This window comes from Stenotrophomonas geniculata ATCC 19374 = JCM 13324 (assembly GCF_001431625.1).
Classification (GTDB): domain Bacteria; phylum Pseudomonadota; class Gammaproteobacteria; order Xanthomonadales; family Xanthomonadaceae; genus Stenotrophomonas; species Stenotrophomonas geniculata.
In genome coordinates, this window is the sequence record NZ_LLXT01000127.1 from 52,594 (window position 1) to 67,610 (window position 15,017).

Annotated in this window: 15 protein-coding genes; 7 read left to right on the plus strand and 8 right to left on the minus strand. The window is 66.4% G+C overall.

The window, feature by feature from the left end; genetic code table 11:
* Nucleotides 1-83: 83 nt before the first annotated feature.
* A complete protein-coding gene (locus tag ARC63_RS16045; RefSeq protein WP_057503803.1) occupies nt 84-1,061 on the minus strand; it encodes a zinc-binding dehydrogenase in 978 nt (325 codons plus the stop codon).
* Nucleotides 1,062-1,492: 431 nt separating this feature from the next.
* Here ARC63_RS16045 and ARC63_RS16050 point away from each other — a divergent pair, with 431 nt between their 5' ends.
* From ARC63_RS16050 to ARC63_RS16065, 4 genes are all read left to right on the plus strand, one after another.
* A complete protein-coding gene (locus ARC63_RS16050; protein ID WP_057503804.1) occupies nt 1,493-3,856 on the plus strand; it encodes a ribonucleoside-diphosphate reductase subunit alpha in 2,364 nt (787 codons plus the stop codon).
* A gap of 99 nt (nt 3,857-3,955) precedes the next feature.
* Nucleotides 3,956-4,996: a ribonucleotide-diphosphate reductase subunit beta gene (locus tag ARC63_RS16055; RefSeq protein ID WP_010485189.1), complete on the plus strand. Its 1,041-nt coding sequence runs from the start codon at nt 3,956-3,958 to the stop codon at nt 4,994-4,996.
* Between the two features lie 25 nt (nt 4,997-5,021).
* On the plus strand, nt 5,022-5,489 hold the full coding sequence (locus tag ARC63_RS16060) for a flavodoxin (protein WP_082587896.1): 468 nt from the start codon (nt 5,022-5,024) through the stop codon (nt 5,487-5,489).
* Entirely contained in the window at nt 5,461-5,787 is a 327-nt protein-coding gene (locus tag ARC63_RS16065; RefSeq protein ID WP_010485192.1) for a thioredoxin family protein, read from the plus strand. The genes ARC63_RS16060 and ARC63_RS16065 overlap by 29 nt, the downstream gene beginning before the upstream one ends.
* 118 nt (nt 5,788-5,905) lie before the next feature.
* Here ARC63_RS16065 and ARC63_RS16070 read toward each other — a convergent pair whose 3' ends face one another.
* Complete coding sequence (locus tag ARC63_RS16070; protein WP_010485195.1) at nt 5,906-7,237, minus strand: Nramp family divalent metal transporter; 1,332 nt, start codon at nt 7,235-7,237, stop codon at nt 5,906-5,908.
* Nucleotides 7,238-7,354: 117 nt separating this feature from the next.
* Here ARC63_RS16070 and mntR point away from each other — a divergent pair, with 117 nt between their 5' ends.
* Nucleotides 7,355-7,825, plus strand: a complete 471-nt coding sequence (gene mntR, locus ARC63_RS16075) for a manganese-binding transcriptional regulator MntR (RefSeq protein WP_006372477.1) — start codon at nt 7,355-7,357, stop codon at nt 7,823-7,825.
* Between the two features lie 114 nt (nt 7,826-7,939).
* Here mntR and ARC63_RS16080 read toward each other — a convergent pair whose 3' ends face one another.
* The 3 genes from ARC63_RS16080 to fabR form a co-directional block, all read right to left on the minus strand.
* Nucleotides 7,940-8,488, minus strand: a complete 549-nt coding sequence (locus ARC63_RS16080; RefSeq protein ID WP_049455087.1) for a thioredoxin-like domain-containing protein — start codon at nt 8,486-8,488, stop codon at nt 7,940-7,942.
* Nucleotides 8,478-10,637: a TonB-dependent receptor plug domain-containing protein gene (locus ARC63_RS16085; RefSeq protein ID WP_057503805.1), complete on the minus strand. Its 2,160-nt coding sequence runs from the start codon at nt 10,635-10,637 to the stop codon at nt 8,478-8,480. Before ARC63_RS16085 ends, ARC63_RS16080 begins: the two co-directional genes overlap by 11 nt.
* 230 nt (nt 10,638-10,867) lie before the next feature.
* The gene (gene fabR / locus ARC63_RS16090; RefSeq protein ID WP_005409961.1) at nt 10,868-11,524 is read right to left on the minus strand and encodes an HTH-type transcriptional repressor FabR; all 657 of its coding nucleotides are present in this window, start codon (nt 11,522-11,524) and stop codon (nt 10,868-10,870) included.
* A 92-nt stretch (nt 11,525-11,616) separates the two neighbouring features.
* On the opposite strand from fabR, the gene ARC63_RS16095 reads away from it, so the two are divergent.
* Both ARC63_RS16095 and ARC63_RS16100 read left to right on the plus strand, forming a co-directional pair.
* Nucleotides 11,617-12,687, plus strand: coding sequence for a ferredoxin reductase (locus ARC63_RS16095; RefSeq protein ID WP_057503806.1), 1,071 nt, complete (start codon nt 11,617-11,619; stop codon nt 12,685-12,687).
* An 11-nt stretch (nt 12,688-12,698) separates the two neighbouring features.
* Entirely contained in the window at nt 12,699-13,847 is a 1,149-nt protein-coding gene (locus ARC63_RS16100) for a fatty acid desaturase family protein (RefSeq protein ID WP_010485207.1), read from the plus strand.
* A gap of 5 nt (nt 13,848-13,852) precedes the next feature.
* Here ARC63_RS16100 and ARC63_RS16105 read toward each other — a convergent pair whose 3' ends face one another.
* The 3 genes from ARC63_RS16105 to ARC63_RS16115 all read right to left on the minus strand — a co-directional run.
* Nucleotides 13,853-14,188 carry a tetratricopeptide repeat protein gene (locus ARC63_RS16105; protein ID WP_019659932.1) on the minus strand — a complete coding sequence of 112 codons (336 nt, stop codon included), beginning with the start codon at nt 14,186-14,188 and terminating at the stop codon, nt 13,853-13,855.
* Complete coding sequence (locus ARC63_RS16110; RefSeq protein WP_021204258.1) at nt 14,185-14,763, minus strand: flavin reductase family protein; 579 nt, start codon at nt 14,761-14,763, stop codon at nt 14,185-14,187. The genes ARC63_RS16105 and ARC63_RS16110 overlap by 4 nt, the downstream gene beginning before the upstream one ends.
* A partial coding sequence (locus tag ARC63_RS16115) for a superoxide dismutase (protein WP_231298649.1) occupies nt 14,760-15,017 on the minus strand: 258 nt, incomplete at its 5' end. The genes ARC63_RS16110 and ARC63_RS16115, both read right to left, overlap by 4 nt.

Below are 15,017 nucleotides of genomic sequence, written 5' to 3' on the forward strand. Positions count from 1 at the left end.
GAGCCGAGCCTACGCTCGGCTCCACACACTGGCCGGAAAGCAGCCGAGCATGGCTCGGCTCTACAGAACGCAATGTCAGACGATCACGGCCGCAGCAGCACCTTGCCGTTACGACCCGAACCCACACCGGCCTTCGCTGCCTGGGCGATATCGTCCAGTGCGAAGATCTGCTCCACCGGCAGCGTCAGCTCGCCGCCAGCCGCACGCTTCAGCAGTTCGCCAACCAGCCGGCGCTTGTCCTCCACCGCCATCGCCTGGCTGACCTTGCTGCCCCAGAAGCCCTTCACCGTCGCTTCCTTGTAGATCAGGCCGCCGGCCGGGATGCGCATCGGTTCGCCGCTCATCACGCCGAACGACACCAGCGTGCCGTGGTGGCCGAGCAGGTCGACCAGATCGCCACTGGCGTCGCCGCCGATGGAATCCACGGCGGCCGCCGCCTGTGCTTCGCCGGTCGCTTCACGAACGCGATCCTTCCAGCCGTCCACCGAGGTGTCGAACACATGATCGATACCCAGCGCCTGCAACTGTGCGACGGCATCCGCATTGCGCACCAGGTTGGCTACATGCACGCCACGCGCCCGCGCCAGCATCGCCAGCGACTTGCCCACCGCGCCGTTGGCGGTGTTCTGCACGATCCACTGGCCCGCCTCGACGTGCAGGAACTCCAGCAGCATCAGCGCGCTCAGCGGCATGGCGATCAGCTGCGCGGCCATTTCGTCGGGGATCGCCTCCGGCATCGGAATCACCATGCGTGCCGGCGCGATGAAGGCCTCGGCCCAGGTGCCGTGTACCGAGGCCGCGGCGACGCGCTGGCCGATCTGCAGGCCGTCGACACCATCGCCGAGTGCATCGACCACGCCCAGCGCTTCACTGCCACCGATCGCCGGCAGGGTCGGCTTGTAGCCGTAGAGGCCGCGCACGGTCAGCAGATCGTGGTTGTGGATCGAGGCCAGCACGGTGCGGATGCGCACCTCGCCGGGGCCGGGCTCGGGCAGCGGCGCATCGGCAATGGCAAGGACGTCGGCCGGGTTGCCGAAGGAGGGGTACTGGGCAGCGCGCATGGGTGGTGTTCCGGGGAAAGTGGATGTTGTACCGAACTGGGGCCGCAGGGGCTGTCGACAAGGCGCCGCAGCTGCAACACGGCATCCTGCGACTGATCGTCGCGACATGTGCTGATTACCGCATCTTGTGTTGACGGTTCGGGATATCCCCACTATGTTGTGGCCGTCACTCCCGGTCAGCCGCCGCCGCCGGACATGCAGCAAACGTCCCGCGGCCCGCCCCTGAAGGCTTGCCGTGTCGACGCGGCCGCCATCGTGCGGACGCAGGTCGCCCCCACGGCCCGGATACCGGCCGCAGGCGCAGGCAGATGCCGACGACCTACGTTCCCGTGCCCTGGCAATCCACCCGTTCGCCCCGTGCGCCGGTATCGCGTTCAGGGCCGCCATGGCATCGACCGCCAAAGCGCGTGCGAGCCTGGAGTTTCACCACCATGACCGACAGTACCTTCCGCGTGGCCGATCTGGCCGGCGCTGGCGACGCCTTGCGCGCCGGTGGCGAGCGCGTGTCGACCTGGATCACCAAGGAGGCCGGCAACCGCCGCCTGCCGTTCGAGGCCGAGCGCCTGCAGCGCAGCATCGACGCCGTGCATGCCGAGTTCCCGCAGCTGGACGTGAGCGACTATCGCCGCGTGGTGCAGGCGATGGTCGAGCGCAAACCGAGCATCAGCGCCGACGACCTGGTCGATCTGCTGATCCGTGAGGCCGAATCGCGGGTGGACCTGGTTGCACCCGAGTGGGAACAGTTTGCCGCGCGCATCTACCTGCGCCGCCTGTACAAGCGTGCCAGCCGCAACCGCTTCTACGATGTCGGCCTGAAGTACGGCTCCTACGTTGGCCTGCAGGAAAGCCTGGCTGACCGCGGCATATACAGCAACGACATCCTGCGCTGCTATTCGAAGGAAGAGCTGCAGCAGGCCGGCGAGATGATCGACCCGGAGCGCGACCGCCTGTTCGCCTACAACGGCCTGTACCTGCTGGCCACGCGCTATCTGGCCAGCGACCGCAGCCGCGAGGTCTACGAACTGCCGCAGGAGCGCTGGCTGACCATCGCGCTGTACCTCATGCAGGAAGAAAAGCCGCGCGAGCGGCGCATGCAGCTGGTCGGCGAGGCGTACTGGGCGCTGTCCAACCTGTACATGACCGTCGCCACACCGACCCTGGCCAATGCCGGCAAGGTGGGTGGGCAGCTGTCCAGCTGCTTCATCGACACGGTGGACGACAGCCTGCAGGGCATCTATGACTCCAACACCGATATCGCCCGCGTGTCCAAGCACGGTGGCGGCGTCGGCGCCTACCTGGGCTATGTGCGCAGCAGCGGCGCGCCGATCCGGGGCGTGGCCAATTCCTCCGGCGGCGTGGTGCCGTGGATCAAGCAGCTCAACAACACCGCGGTGTCGGTTGACCAGCTTGGCCAGCGCAAGGGCGCGGTGGCGGTGTACCTGGACATCTGGCACCGCGACATCGAAGCGTTCATGGACCTGCGCCTCAACAACGGCGACCAGCGCCTGCGCGCGCACGATGTGTTCACTTCGGTGTGCGTGCCCGACCTGTTCATGGAAGCGGTCGAGCGCCGCGCCGACTGGTACCTGTTCGACCCGCACGAGGTGAAGCAGGCCAAGGGCTGGTACCTGCAGGACTTCTACGATGAAACGCGCGGTGCGGGCAGCTTCCGCGACCGCTATGCCGAACTGGTGGCCGACGAGCGCATCAGCCGCCGCACGGTGAAGGCGATCGATCTGTTCAAGCGGATCATGCTCAGCCAGTTGGAGACCGGAAATCCGTTCCTGTTCTACCGCGACGAGGTCAACCGCCGGAACCCGAACAAGCACGCGGGCATGATCTATTCCAGCAACCTGTGCACCGAGATCCTGCAGAACATGAGCCCGACGCGGATGATCCAGGAGATCGTCAGCGGCGACCAGATCGTCACCACACGCCGCGCCGGTGACTTCGTGGTCTGCAACCTGTCCTCGATCAATCTCGGCCGGGCAATCAGTGCGCCGGATGACCTGCTGGCCACCGACGTGCTGGAGCGCCTGATCCCGATCCAGGTGCGCATGCTCGACAACGTGATTGACCTCAACGCGCTGCCGGTGCCGCAGGCCACCATCACCAACCGCAAGTACCGCGCCATCGGCCTGGGCACGTTCGGTTGGCACCACCTGCTGGCGCAGCAGGCGATCCAGTGGGAATCACCGGATGCCGAAGAATTGGCCGACCGTCTCTACGAACGCATCAACTTCCTGACCATCCAGGCCAGCGCGCAGCTGGCGAAGGAGAAGGGCAGCTACCCGATGTTCGCTGGCAGCGACTGGCACAACGGGCGTTACTTCCTTGACCGCGACTACAGCGGCGCCGCATGGGACAGCCTGGCCCGCGAGGTCGCCACGCACGGCCTGCGCAACGGCTGGCTGCTGGCCGTGGCGCCGAACATGAGTACCGCGCAGATTGCCGGTTCCACCGCATCGATCGACCCGATCTACAGCGCGTTCTACTACGAGGAAAAGAAGGACTTCCGGCGGCCGGTGGCGGCGCCGGGCCTGTCGCTGGAAACCTGGCCGTACTACGAGAAGGGGGCGTACAAGGTCGACCAGTTCGCCAGCGTGCGCCAGAACGCGCGCCGCCAGCGCCATGTCGACCAGTCGATCAGCTTCAACCTGTATGTGCCGAGCACGATCCGCGCGAGCACCCTGCTGGAGCTGCACCTGAGCGCCTGGCGCGAAGGCCTGAAGACCACCTACTACGTGCGCTCCAACGACATCGACATCAGCGAATGCGAATGGTGCTCCAGCTGATCATCCACGGTAGCGCCGGGCCACGCCCGGCGAGCGCATCGCACGGCCGTCGCACATTCCGCCGGGCATGGCCCGGCGCTACTCCCTGCAGGTAACACCATGGCAACCCCCCTCGACCGCATCAAGATCCTCGAACCGCGCCATCCCAACCGCAGCACCGGCATCATCAACGGCCGTACCAGCGGCATCCTCAACTGGAACGATATCCCGTATCCGTCCTTCTATCGGGCCTACAAGGAGCTGTCGACCAACTTCTGGATTCCCGACGAGGTCGACATGAAGCTCGATGCCCGCCAGTACGGCGAGCTCAACGCACGCGAAAAGAACGCCTACGATTCGATCATCGGCCTGCTGGCCACGCTCGACTCACCGCAGACCCGTTTCATCTACAACGTCGCCGAGTACATCACCGACCCGGCCGCGCATGCCAATGCGGCGATCATCGGCCAGCAGGAAGTGATCCATAACGAGAGCTACAGCTACGTACTGGCCTCGATCACCGACCTGCCGAACCAGAACCGCATCTTCGAGATCGCCCGCACCCACCCGACCATCATCAAGCGCAATGCCCCGATCATGAGCGCGTATGACGACTTCATGCGCGAGAAGACCGCCGAGACCCTGCTCAAGTCGCTGATCCAGTCCTCGATCCTGGAAGGCATCAACTTCTATTCCGGTTTCGCCTACTTCTACAACATGGTGCGGCAGAACCGCATGAACGGCACCGGCAAGATCATCAGCTTCATCAATCGCGACGAGCTGGCCCATACCAAGTTCATCAGCGAGCTGATCCGCGCCATCATCGGTGAAAACCCCGAGCTGCAGACCAATGAGTTGACCGCCTATGTGCACCAGTCATTCGAACATGCCATCGAGCTTGAGACGCAGTGGTCGTCGGAGGTGCTGGATGGCATCGATGGCATCGACGTGGACGAGATGGTGCGCTACGTGAAGTACCGCGCCAACAAGATGGCCGGCATGCTCGGCATCGAGCGCCTGTACAGCGACACCACCGACAACGTGATGCCGTGGATCAAGGCCTACGCCGACAACTTCACCGAGACCAAGACCGACTTCTTCGAGATGCGCAATGCAAGTTACAAGAAGACCAACGTCGACAACGGCTTCGACGATCTCTGAGCCTGTCGCCGCGCTGCGCATCCTGATGGTGGTCGCCTCCTTGAGCGGCAACACCCGCGAACTCGGCCGGCAGATTGCCGAACGCTGCCGCGCTGCCGGTCATGCGGTGCACTGGCAGGAGGCCGACGACCTGCGCCAGGCACCGCCGCTGGCGACCGATGAGGCCGACCTGGTGCTGCTGGGCTGCTGGACCGACAACGCCGGCCGCACGCCGGCGGAGATGAAGGCATGGGTGGCCGGCATCGCCGAGCGCGGCGAGCGGCCACGGCAGCTGGCGGTGTTCGGCACCGGTGAAACGCAGTGGGGGCAGGAGTACTACTGCGGCGCCGTGCACCGGCTGATCCGCTATTTCCGCAGCGACTACCCGCCGCTGGAGATCGAACAGATGCCGCATGGCCAACGCCATGCCGGGACCATCGATGCCTGGACCGATGCGGTCCTGGCCCATTACTGGAGCAACACCGATGCAGATCATCGACGCCACCACGCCTGAGCAGTTCCAGCAGCTTCTGGCCGAACATCCGCGGGTGCTGGTGGATTTCCACAAGGACCAGTGCCCGGGCTGCCGGATGCTGGAGGTGTCGTTGCACCGGGTGGCCAACAGCGTGGCGGGGCAGGGCACGACCCTGCTGCGCGTGCAGCTGGAGGTGCTGGGTGAAGCGTTCTTCAGGGAGCTGGGACTGCGGCAGACCCCGACGTTGTCCCTGTTCCGTGACGGTGATGAGCGCACGCGCCTGGCAGGGTTCCAGTCACCGCAGCAGATCGAGGCCGCGATCGCGTTGCATTTGTAGAGCCGAGCCCATGCTCAGCTGCCGTTCGCGCGGTGAGCGATGAGTCGAGCATGGCTCGACTCTACAAGGGCATCCACGCATGGCGTGGATCTACCGGGGCAGGGTCCGTGGTTCGGCGTCAGGCTCCGCTGAAGGTATCCACCAGCAGCTTCACATTCAGCACCACAATCACCAGCGCGATCACCCAGGCGATCGCGCCGAGCCAGCGCGGTGCCACCAGCGCCCCCATCGTCACCTTGTCGGTCACGATTCGCACCAGCGGGATGATCGCAAACGGCAGCTGCATCGACAGCACCACCTGGCTCAGCACCAGCAGCTTCACCGCGCCCTGGTCGCCGAACAGCATGATCACCACCACCACCGGAATGATCGCCAGTGCGCGCGTGATCAGCCGACGCAGCCACGGCGGCAGGCGCAGGTGCAGGAAGCCTTCCATCACGATCTGGCCGGCCAGCGTGGCGGTCACTGTCGAATTCAGGCCCGAGGCCAGCAGGGCAATCGCAAACAGTGTCGCCGCCGCGCCCACGCCCAGCATCGGCGCCAGCAGCTGGTGCGCCTGCTCGATGTCTTCCACATCGAAACGGCCATTGGCATGGAACACCGCCGCCGCCAGGATCAGGATGCTGGCGTTGATGAACAGTGCCAGCGTCAGCGCGAGGGTGCTGTCGGTCACCGCCCAGCGCAGCGCGCTGCGACGGCCCTCGTCGGTGCGCGGATAGGCGCGGGTCTGCACGATGGAAGAATGCAGGTACAGGTTATGCGGCATCACCGTGGCGCCGATGATGCCGATGGCGATGTACAGCGCGTGCGGATCAGTCACTACCTGCGCGCGCGGAATGAATCCGCCCAGCACGTCCATCACCGGCGGTGCGGCCAGCGCGATCTGCACCATGAAGCAGCCGAAGATCACCATCAGCAGCGCGATCACGAAGGCTTCCAGCGCACGGAAGCCGCGGTTCATCAGCAGCAGGACCAGCAGCGTATCCAGCGCGGTGATCACCGCGCCCCACAGCAGCGGCAGGTCGAACAGCAGCTTCAATGCGATCGCGGTGCCGATCACCTCGGCCAGGTCGCAGGCGATGATCGCTGCCTCGCACAGCGCCCACAGCGCCAGGTTCACCGGCTTCGGGTACCGCGCGCGGCAGGCTTGCGCCAGGTCCATGCCGGTGGCGATGCCCAGCCGTGCCGACAGCGCCTGCAGGATCACCGCCATCAGGTTGGAGATGAGGATGACCGACAGCAACAGGTAGCCAAAGCGCGAACCGCCGGCGAGGTCGGTGGCCCAGTTGCCTGGGTCCATGTAGCCGACCGAGATCATGTAGCCCGGGCCGAGGAAGGCCAGCAGGCGGAACCACCAATGGCCCTTGTCGGGAACGGCGACCGAGGCGTTGAGCGCGCCCAGGCTGGCCGGGGTGGAGGCCGAAGGGTCGTGGGGCGCCAGGGTGTTCATGGGTCCGAATATAGCTCCTGCTATAGTCATTAGCAATGTGAAACAATCGTCTTTATCGCGTTACTGGTCCAGAATTCAGTTTCAAACCCGGAGTAGACCGGAAGGACAGGCGCAGGCGTGGGCAAGACCGACGATTCGACATCGCTGAAAAGCACCCCCTTGATCGAGGCTGAGCGCCAGGTCGAGAGCTTCCGGCAAGTGCGCGAAGCGCACCGGATGGAGCTGGTGGAGGACTATGTCGAGCTGATCTCGGACCTGCTGGCCGACGGCGGCGAGGCCCGCCAGGTCGACATCGCCACCCGCCTGGGCGTGGCCCAGCCCACCGTGGCGAAGATGCTGCGGCGCCTGGCCCGCGATGGCTGGGTGGTGCAGCGGCCGTACCGCGGCGTGTTCCTGACCCCGGAAGGCGAGGCGCTGGCCCATGCCAGCCGCCAGCGGCACCAGACCGTGGAGCGTTTCCTGCTGGCGCTGGGCGTGGACCCTGATACGGCACGGCGTGATGCGGAGGGTATCGAGCACCATGTGAGCGAGCAGACGCTGGCGCTGTTCGAGGCGTTCGTGCGCAAGGCCGAGGGCGAGGCGCCGTAACGGTAGCGCCGGGCCATGCCCGGCGGCCGTTCGCGCGATCCCGGTTTTTGTAGAGCCGAGCCATGCTCGGCTGCCGTTTGCACGGTGATGGAATGCGTCGAGCATGGCTCGACGCTACAGGTCAGGCGGGCAGCGGGCCTGTTCCTGCGCGCACGCCCGTTTCGTCCATTCCTTCAACACCGGCTGCAGGCCTTGGTAACGCCGGCCTTGCCAGCCATTGGCCAGCACCGTGCCGTCGGCATCGATCAGTACCAGATTCGGCGGTGCCAGCCCGGCCAATGCCTGCAGGGCCGGCATGCGCGCAGCGCGGCGCGGGTCAAGCACCGGCCACGGCATGTCCTGCGCGTGCATGTAGCGGCGCAGCGCGCTCTCGCTCTCATCCTGGCTGACGTACACCACTTCGGTATCGGCGCCGGCTTGGCGCAGGGCATCACGCACGCTGCGCAGCGTGGGTACGAAGGCATGGCACGGTGCACACCAGTCGGCACCGAAGTACAGCGCCACCAGTTTCGGCGCCTGTGTCCATTGCATCGGTCGCAGCGAGCGCTGTTCCGGCCGCATCAGCGAGGCCGAGACCTGCGCGTGCAGGTCCGCAGCCATCGCCGGTGCGGCCAGCAGCACGGCACAGGCCAGCAACAACGCTCGCAGAGCTTCAGAACGCATAGCGCAGGTTGACGTACCACGAACGCGCGAAGCGCGGCCCGTAGACATAGTCGCTGTCGCGCAGCGCGCCCACTTCCAGATCTTTCTGGCGCTGATCGAACACGTTCTTGACGCCCGCGGCCACCGACACTTCCTGCTGCGCCTGCGCGCCCAGATGGCGGTGCCAGCGAGCACCAAGATCGGTGACCAGGAAGGAACGCGTACGGTGCAGCTCGCCCAACCGGTTGTTCAGCACCGACATCGGCCCGGTATGGCGCAGCGCGACGAAGGTTTCCCACGGCTCGGCGGGCATCCAGCTGAGCTGCGCCAGGCCGGTCCAGCGCGGGGTCTTCAGGTAGTCGCGGCTTTCGATGATGGTGTCGCCACCGTCGCCGGTGTCGTCGAAGATGCGCTGCGGTTCGCGGAAGCGCGAGCGGTACCACGAGGCACCGGCGGTCAGGCGCCACTGCGGCGACGGCTGCCAGCCGAGGTTGGTTTCCGCCCCCAGCACGTTGGAGCCGGAGGCGTTGTAGCGCAGCTGGCTCAGTTGTCCGTCATCGCCGCGCTGGATCTCGCCCAGCGCGAAGGTGTCGCGGATGCGTGCATAGGAGGCGGTAGCATCCCAGCTCCACACTGGATTGGCCGGGTCCGAGCGCCAGTCGAAGCCGAACAGGGTGGTCAACGCGCGCTCTTCCTTCAGGCCATCGGTGTTGCGCACGCGCACCTGCTCGCCACCCAGCGTATCGACGTGCACGTCCTCGACGAAGATCTCCGGTGCACGGAAGCCGGTGGCGACGCCGGCGCGCCACTTCAGGTTCGGGGTGGCCTGCCAGGCCAGGGCGATGCGCGGCGAGAACACCGCGCTGTCCAGCTCCGAGCTCTTGTCCACGCGTGCGCCCAGTACCAGGTCGACGTTGTCACGCAGGCTCCATTCGTCCTGGATGAAGGCGCCCAGGTTGTGGAAGGTTGCATCTTCCAGCACCGCCAGGCGCTGCCCGTCACCGGTGCGGTTGTCGTCGCGCAGCGCCTCGTGCTTGTACTGCACGCCGAAGGCCAGCGCGTGCGCGCCCAGCCGCCAGTTCAACTGGCTGTCGATGTAGTGCAGCGGGTTGTGGGTGCGGCCGTATTGGCGCCACGAACGCGAGGCCGCGCTGCCGGCCACGTTGGGATCCAGCTGCGACGGGTCATAGCCGAGGGCAGACGGATCGGTAACCACGTCGCCAAGACCGCCGTAGAAACTGTCGCGGTCGATGTCGGCGAAGGCGTAGGCCAGGCGGAAATCGACGTCGGCATTGATTTCCTGATCCCACGACACGCTGCCGCGCCGGTATTTCGTATCCAGCGATTCGGCGATGTTGGCCAGGTACTCGGGCTGATCCAGTCGATTGCCGCCACGCCGGGTTTCATCGGTCACCTGCAGGTCCAGGCGCAGCCGCGTGCCCGGCGTGGGCGCGTACCAAGCCTGCAGCCCGCCGACCTTGAGGTTCTTGCGGGTGATCTCGGTGTAGCCGTCACCGTTGTAGTCGATGCCGCTGTTCCAGTTGCGCTGGGCAATCACTGAAAGCCCGGCGTCGGCATCTTTCGCCACCAGGTCCAGGCGCACTTCGGCATTCTTCTGCGGTGTGCCCTTCAGGACATCCACGCCGGCCTGCACATGGCCACCGCTGCGCGCCGGCAGCGGCGGAATCAGGTTGATCACACCGGCCACCGCACCCGGGCCGTACAGCGCCGAGCCGCCGCCCTTGACCACTTCGATGCGGTCGACGAACCCGGCCGGGATCTGTTCCAGGCCGTACACGCTGCCCAGCGAGGACAACAGCGGGATGCCATCGAACAACAGCTGGTTGTAGGCACCGGGCAGGCCCAGCAGCTGCACTTCGCTGGTGTTGCAGTTCTGGCAGTTGCTTTCCACGCGCAGGCCGTTGATCAGCTCGGCGGCGCGCGAGAAGTCGGTGGCCGCGCGCAGCGCGATGTCTTCCTTGCGCAGCACTTCGGTGCGGATCGGGACATCGGATAGCAGGCGTTCGCTGCGGGTGGCGGTGCTGACCTTGACCTGCACGCGGTCCAGCTCGGTCGGCTTCGAGGTGGCGGCCAGTGCAGGCAGCGGCAGGGTCAGGGCAATGGCGGCGGCCAGGGGCAGCCGATGGAAGAGGGGCGTGGCAACGGGCATGAGGGCGTCGTCCTTGGGAGAAGAAAGGCGGCGAGGGCGACCTGGCTGACGCATATGAAAGCAGCGGCTTATTAATATAGCAAGTGCTATATAGCGAGGCCGAGGCCATTGCGCGTGGAGCACCAGTCGAGTCAGATCATGCGAGTGTTATAACATTACAAAATGCGACCACACCCCTGCCGGTGGTCATGTCCATAGGATGGAGTTGCCGTGTAGGCGCGGTCGGATCGTCAGCCGCGGCGGAATGCGGCGGGGGTCCGGGCGCCGACGATGATCATGCGGATCATCGTGGAGATCTGTTCGACCAGTTCCGGATCCTTCTCCGGCGGCAGGTCCATGGCGGTGGCGCCCATCGCGAACACCAGCCGGGTGATGGCCTTGGCCACCAGTTCCGGGGCATGCAGTACCGCGCCATCCAGTGCGGCCAGGCGCACCAGATCGTGCTGCAGCTCTTCCTCGAAGTAGTGCAGCTCGCGTTCGACCGCGTGCTTGAAGTCGTCCGAGCCGACCGCGCCTTCGCGCAGCAGCACGTGCAGCAGCTTGTCGTCGGCGCGCAGCTGTTCCATGAAGGTCTCCACGGAAACGCGCACCACGCTGGTGGCGGTAGAGGTGGCGCGCTGGCGGGCCTCGCCGATGATGGTGCGCAGCGAGCGGCCGGCGGCGTCGATCAGCGCCACGGCCAGTTCGTCCATGTCGCGGAACTGCCGGTAGAAGCTGTTCGGCGCAATGCCGGCCTCACGTGCCACTTCGCGCAGGCTGAGCGTGGACAGGCTGCGGTGCGGCCCGATCAGCTTCAGGGCGGCGGCCAGCAGATCCTCGCGGCTCACCGTACGGCGGGCCGGGCTGTTGGCATCTTCAGGCGTCGACAAGGCGGTGGCGGCGGCCATGGGGGTTCCGGTGGGGCGAGGCTGAATCATACCCAATCCGGTTCAATATACACATGTATACACAGGTGTATGTGCGCCCGTATAGTGCGCCCATGAGCGCTGTCGTCCGTCCGTCCCTGTTCTCTCCGTACCGCTGGGTCTCGCCGTCGCTGTTCGATTTCTGGGCGGGCCAGCTCAATCCCCTGTGGACCCTGCGCGAGCCGGTGGCCCGACTGGTCCGGCGCGAGCCGGCCGGCGAGGGCGCGGCGACCCTGGTCCTGCGCACCAACCGGCACTGGGCCGGCATGCGCGCCGGCCAGCACGTCACCCTGGGCGTCGAGATTGAGGGGCGCCTGTGGCAGCGCAGCTACAGCCCTACCGCACTGGGTCGGCGCGAGCTGGCGATCACCGTCAAGGCGATCGATGGCGGCCGGGTCAGCCAGCATCTGGTAAACCATGCACAGCCGGGCGAACTGTTCCGCCTCGATGCCGCCTTCGGCGAGTTCCATATGCCGGCCGCGGCGCCGGTGCTGCTGCTGGCTGCCGGCAGTGGCATCACGCCGATGCGCAGCCTGTTGCGCGACGCCTGCCAGCGCCCGCTGGCAGCACCGGTGGACCTGTTCTATTGGGAGCGCACCGCCGCCCATCTGCAGTTCCGTGATGAACTGCAGGCGCTGGCCGCGGCACATCCGAACCTGCGCGTGCATCTGCTGACCACCCGCGAGGGTGAGGCGCCGGCCGCGCGCATCGATACCCATGGTCTGCAGGTGGCCGGCGATGACACGCCGCTGGCGCAGCGCCATGTGCTGGCCTGCGGTCCGGATGGCTTCGTTGCCGCTGCGCGTGAACGCCTGGCGCACCAGGTGGCTGGCTTCCAGGCCGAAGCCTTCACCCCGCCGGCGCCACTGCGCGATGCCAGCAGCGAAGGCGAGGTGTCGCTGACGCTTGCGCGCAGTGGCCGCCAGCTGAGCGTGCCGCGAGGCCGCTCGCTGCTGGAAAGCCTGGAAGCGCATGGCATCAAGCCCAAGCACGGTTGCCGCATGGGCATCTGCAACACCTGCACCTGTGATCGCGTCAGTGGCGCCACCCGCCACCTTCGCACCGGCGACCTGCAGTCCGAATCGGCACAGCCGGTGCGGATCTGCGTGAGCGCACCGACCACCGACCTGACTCTGGATCTCTGAGGACGCCTGCCATGACCCGCGCTACCGACCGTGCCCTGAGCACCGCCGAGATGCATGCTTTCGGTGAGGAACTCGATGCGATCCGCGACCGTGTGATCGGCAGCCTCGGCGCCTCCGATACCCGCTACATCCGCCGCGTGGCCGCCGCCGTGCGCTGGTTCGGCGTGGGTGGCCGTGGCCTGCTGTTCCTGGCAGCGTTTTCGCCGCTGTTCTGGATGCCGCTGCTGTGGCCGGCCGCGATCACTGGCACGCTGCTGCTGGCGCTGTCGAAGATCCTGGAGAACATGGAGCTGGGCCACAACGTCATGCACGGCCAGTTCGACTGGACCGGCGACCCCAAGCTCAATGGCAACACCTACGAGTGGGACATCGTTGCCACCGCCGACAACTGGCGCAAGACCCACAATTTCCGCCACCACACCTACACCAACGTGCGTGGCATGGACGATGACATCGGCTACGGCCTGCTGCGCATCTTCCCGGAACAGCGCTGGAAGCCGTTCTACCTGCTGCAGCCGATCATCGCGCCGATCTTCGCGCTGCTGTTCCAGTGGGGCGTGGCCGCGCAGGACCTGCGCCTGGGGCGTTGGCTGAAGGGCCGCATCAGCGGCCGTGCGATGTGGATGCAGACCCGCCCGGTGGCGCGAAAGATGGCCCGCCAGGTGCTGAAAGACTACGTGTTCTTCCCGCTGCTGGCCGGCCCGTTCTTCCTCACCGTGATGCTGGGCAACATGGTGGCCAACGGCCTGCGCAACATCTGGACCTACGTGATCATCTTCTGCGGCCACTTCACCGCCGAGTCGGAAACCTTCCCGAAGGAATGCCTGCGCAATGAATCGCGCGGTCACTGGTACCTGCGCCAGCTGCGCGGTTCGTCCAACATCAGCGGCGGCTTCCTGATCAATGTGCTGTCGGGCAACCTCAGCCACCAGATCGAGCACCACTTCTACCCGGACCTGCCGGCCAACCGCTATGCGGCCATTGCCAAGGAAGTGAAGGACATCTGCCGCCGTTACGGCCAGCACTACAACAACGGCTCGCTGCCGCGCCAGTTCGGCCAGGTGGTCTGGCGCATCCTGCGTCACGCGTTCCCCAGCAAGCCGCGCCGCCTGCCGATGCCGGACATCATGTCCGCACCGGCATCGGCCAACGCGGGCTGATCAACTCAGCCCGCCTTCGCCAGGGCCGCCTGTTCGCGGTCCAGGCGACGCAGGAACACCTGCATTTCCTTGCGTGCCTGCTGGTCGCCCTTGCTGCCGGCCACGCTCAAGCCGCGCTGCCATGCTTCGCGCGCCGCCTGCGGCTGGCCACTGGCCAGCCAGGCTTTGCCCAGCAGCTTCCACGCCGCGGAATACTGCGGATCAAGCACCACGCACCGGCCCAGATGGGTGGCCGCGCGCACCGGGTTGCCCGCATCCAGCCAACCCTTGCCCAGGCCGAAGCGCAGCAGCGCGCCGTCCTTGCCGTTGGCAAGCATGCATTCCAGGGCTTCGATGTTCATCCGCGCACCTCCACCAGCAGTTCGGTGGGGCCGGGCTGGAAGCGGCCACGATGGAACAGCAGCGGCGCGCCGCCGTTCTCGTGCACTTCGATGATGCGGCCAGCCAGCAGCAGGTGATCGCCCACCGGCCACTGTGCGTGGCGGGTACAGGTGAGGTGGGCGACCGCACCGGCGATGCGTGGTGGGGCATCCTCGTCATCATCCAGCAATGCCAGGCCGTCGAAGCGGTTGCGGACCTGCGGATCGGCAAAGCGCCGGGCCAGCGCTTCCTGGTCGGCCGCCAGCACGCTGATCGCAAAGCGGGTGGCGCGCTGGAAGGTGGACAGGCTCTGCGCATGCAACGCCAGGTTCCACAGCACCAGTGGCGGCTGCAATGACACCGGCACGAACGAATTGATGGTCAGGCCGATGGGTTTGCCCTGCGCATCGCGGGTGCAGACGATGGCCACGCCGGTAGGAAAGTGGCCGAGCAGCCGCCGCAGGGCCCGCGGCGGCATCTCGACCGACGGCACCGGGGCCGGGGCGGGGAAAACCCCCGCCCACGGCCCGGCGTACGGCAGCGTTTCGCCGCTCATGAGGCCCTGGCCTGGCGGTAGCGCCGGCCGACCTCGGCCCAGTTGATGATGTTGAAGAACGCACCGATGTAGTCCGGGCGACGGTTCTGGTAGTGCAGGTAGTAGGCGTGTTCCCAGACATCCAGTGCGAGGATCGGGGTGTTGCCGGACAGGCCCACGGCCGCACCCATCAGCGGGCTGTCCTGGTTGGCGCTGCTTTCCACCTGCAGGCGACCATCGCGATCGCTGGTCAGCCAGGCCCAGCCGCTGCCGAA

Excerpts from the sequence above, each read along its gene's own strand:
- ARC63_RS16100 (WP_010485207.1), top strand. The coding sequence starts at position 12,699 with ATGACCCGCGCTACCGACCGTGCCCTGAGCACCGCCGAGATGCATGCT.
- ARC63_RS16095 (WP_057503806.1), top strand. The coding sequence starts at position 11,617 with ATGAGCGCTGTCGTCCGTCCGTCCCTGTTCTCTCCGTACCGCTGGGTC.
- ARC63_RS16080 (WP_049455087.1), bottom strand. The coding sequence starts at position 8,488 with ATGCGTTCTGAAGCTCTGCGAGCGTTGTTGCTGGCCTGTGCCGTGCTG.
- ARC63_RS16085 (WP_057503805.1), bottom strand. The coding sequence starts at position 10,637 with ATGCCCGTTGCCACGCCCCTCTTCCATCGGCTGCCCCTGGCCGCCGCC.
- ARC63_RS16055 (WP_010485189.1), top strand. The coding sequence starts at position 3,956 with ATGGCAACCCCCCTCGACCGCATCAAGATCCTCGAACCGCGCCATCCC.
- ARC63_RS16105 (WP_019659932.1), bottom strand. The coding sequence starts at position 14,188 with ATGAACATCGAAGCCCTGGAATGCATGCTTGCCAACGGCAAGGACGGC.
- fabR (WP_005409961.1), bottom strand. The coding sequence starts at position 11,524 with ATGGCCGCCGCCACCGCCTTGTCGACGCCTGAAGATGCCAACAGCCCG.
- ARC63_RS16110 (WP_021204258.1), bottom strand. The coding sequence starts at position 14,763 with ATGAGCGGCGAAACGCTGCCGTACGCCGGGCCGTGGGCGGGGGTTTTC.
- ARC63_RS16050 (WP_057503804.1), top strand. The coding sequence starts at position 1,493 with ATGACCGACAGTACCTTCCGCGTGGCCGATCTGGCCGGCGCTGGCGAC.
- ARC63_RS16060 (WP_082587896.1), top strand. The coding sequence starts at position 5,022 with ATGGTGGTCGCCTCCTTGAGCGGCAACACCCGCGAACTCGGCCGGCAG.
- ARC63_RS16045 (WP_057503803.1), bottom strand. The coding sequence starts at position 1,061 with ATGCGCGCTGCCCAGTACCCCTCCTTCGGCAACCCGGCCGACGTCCTT.
- ARC63_RS16070 (WP_010485195.1), bottom strand. The coding sequence starts at position 7,237 with ATGAACACCCTGGCGCCCCACGACCCTTCGGCCTCCACCCCGGCCAGC.
- ARC63_RS16065 (WP_010485192.1), top strand. The coding sequence starts at position 5,461 with ATGCAGATCATCGACGCCACCACGCCTGAGCAGTTCCAGCAGCTTCTG.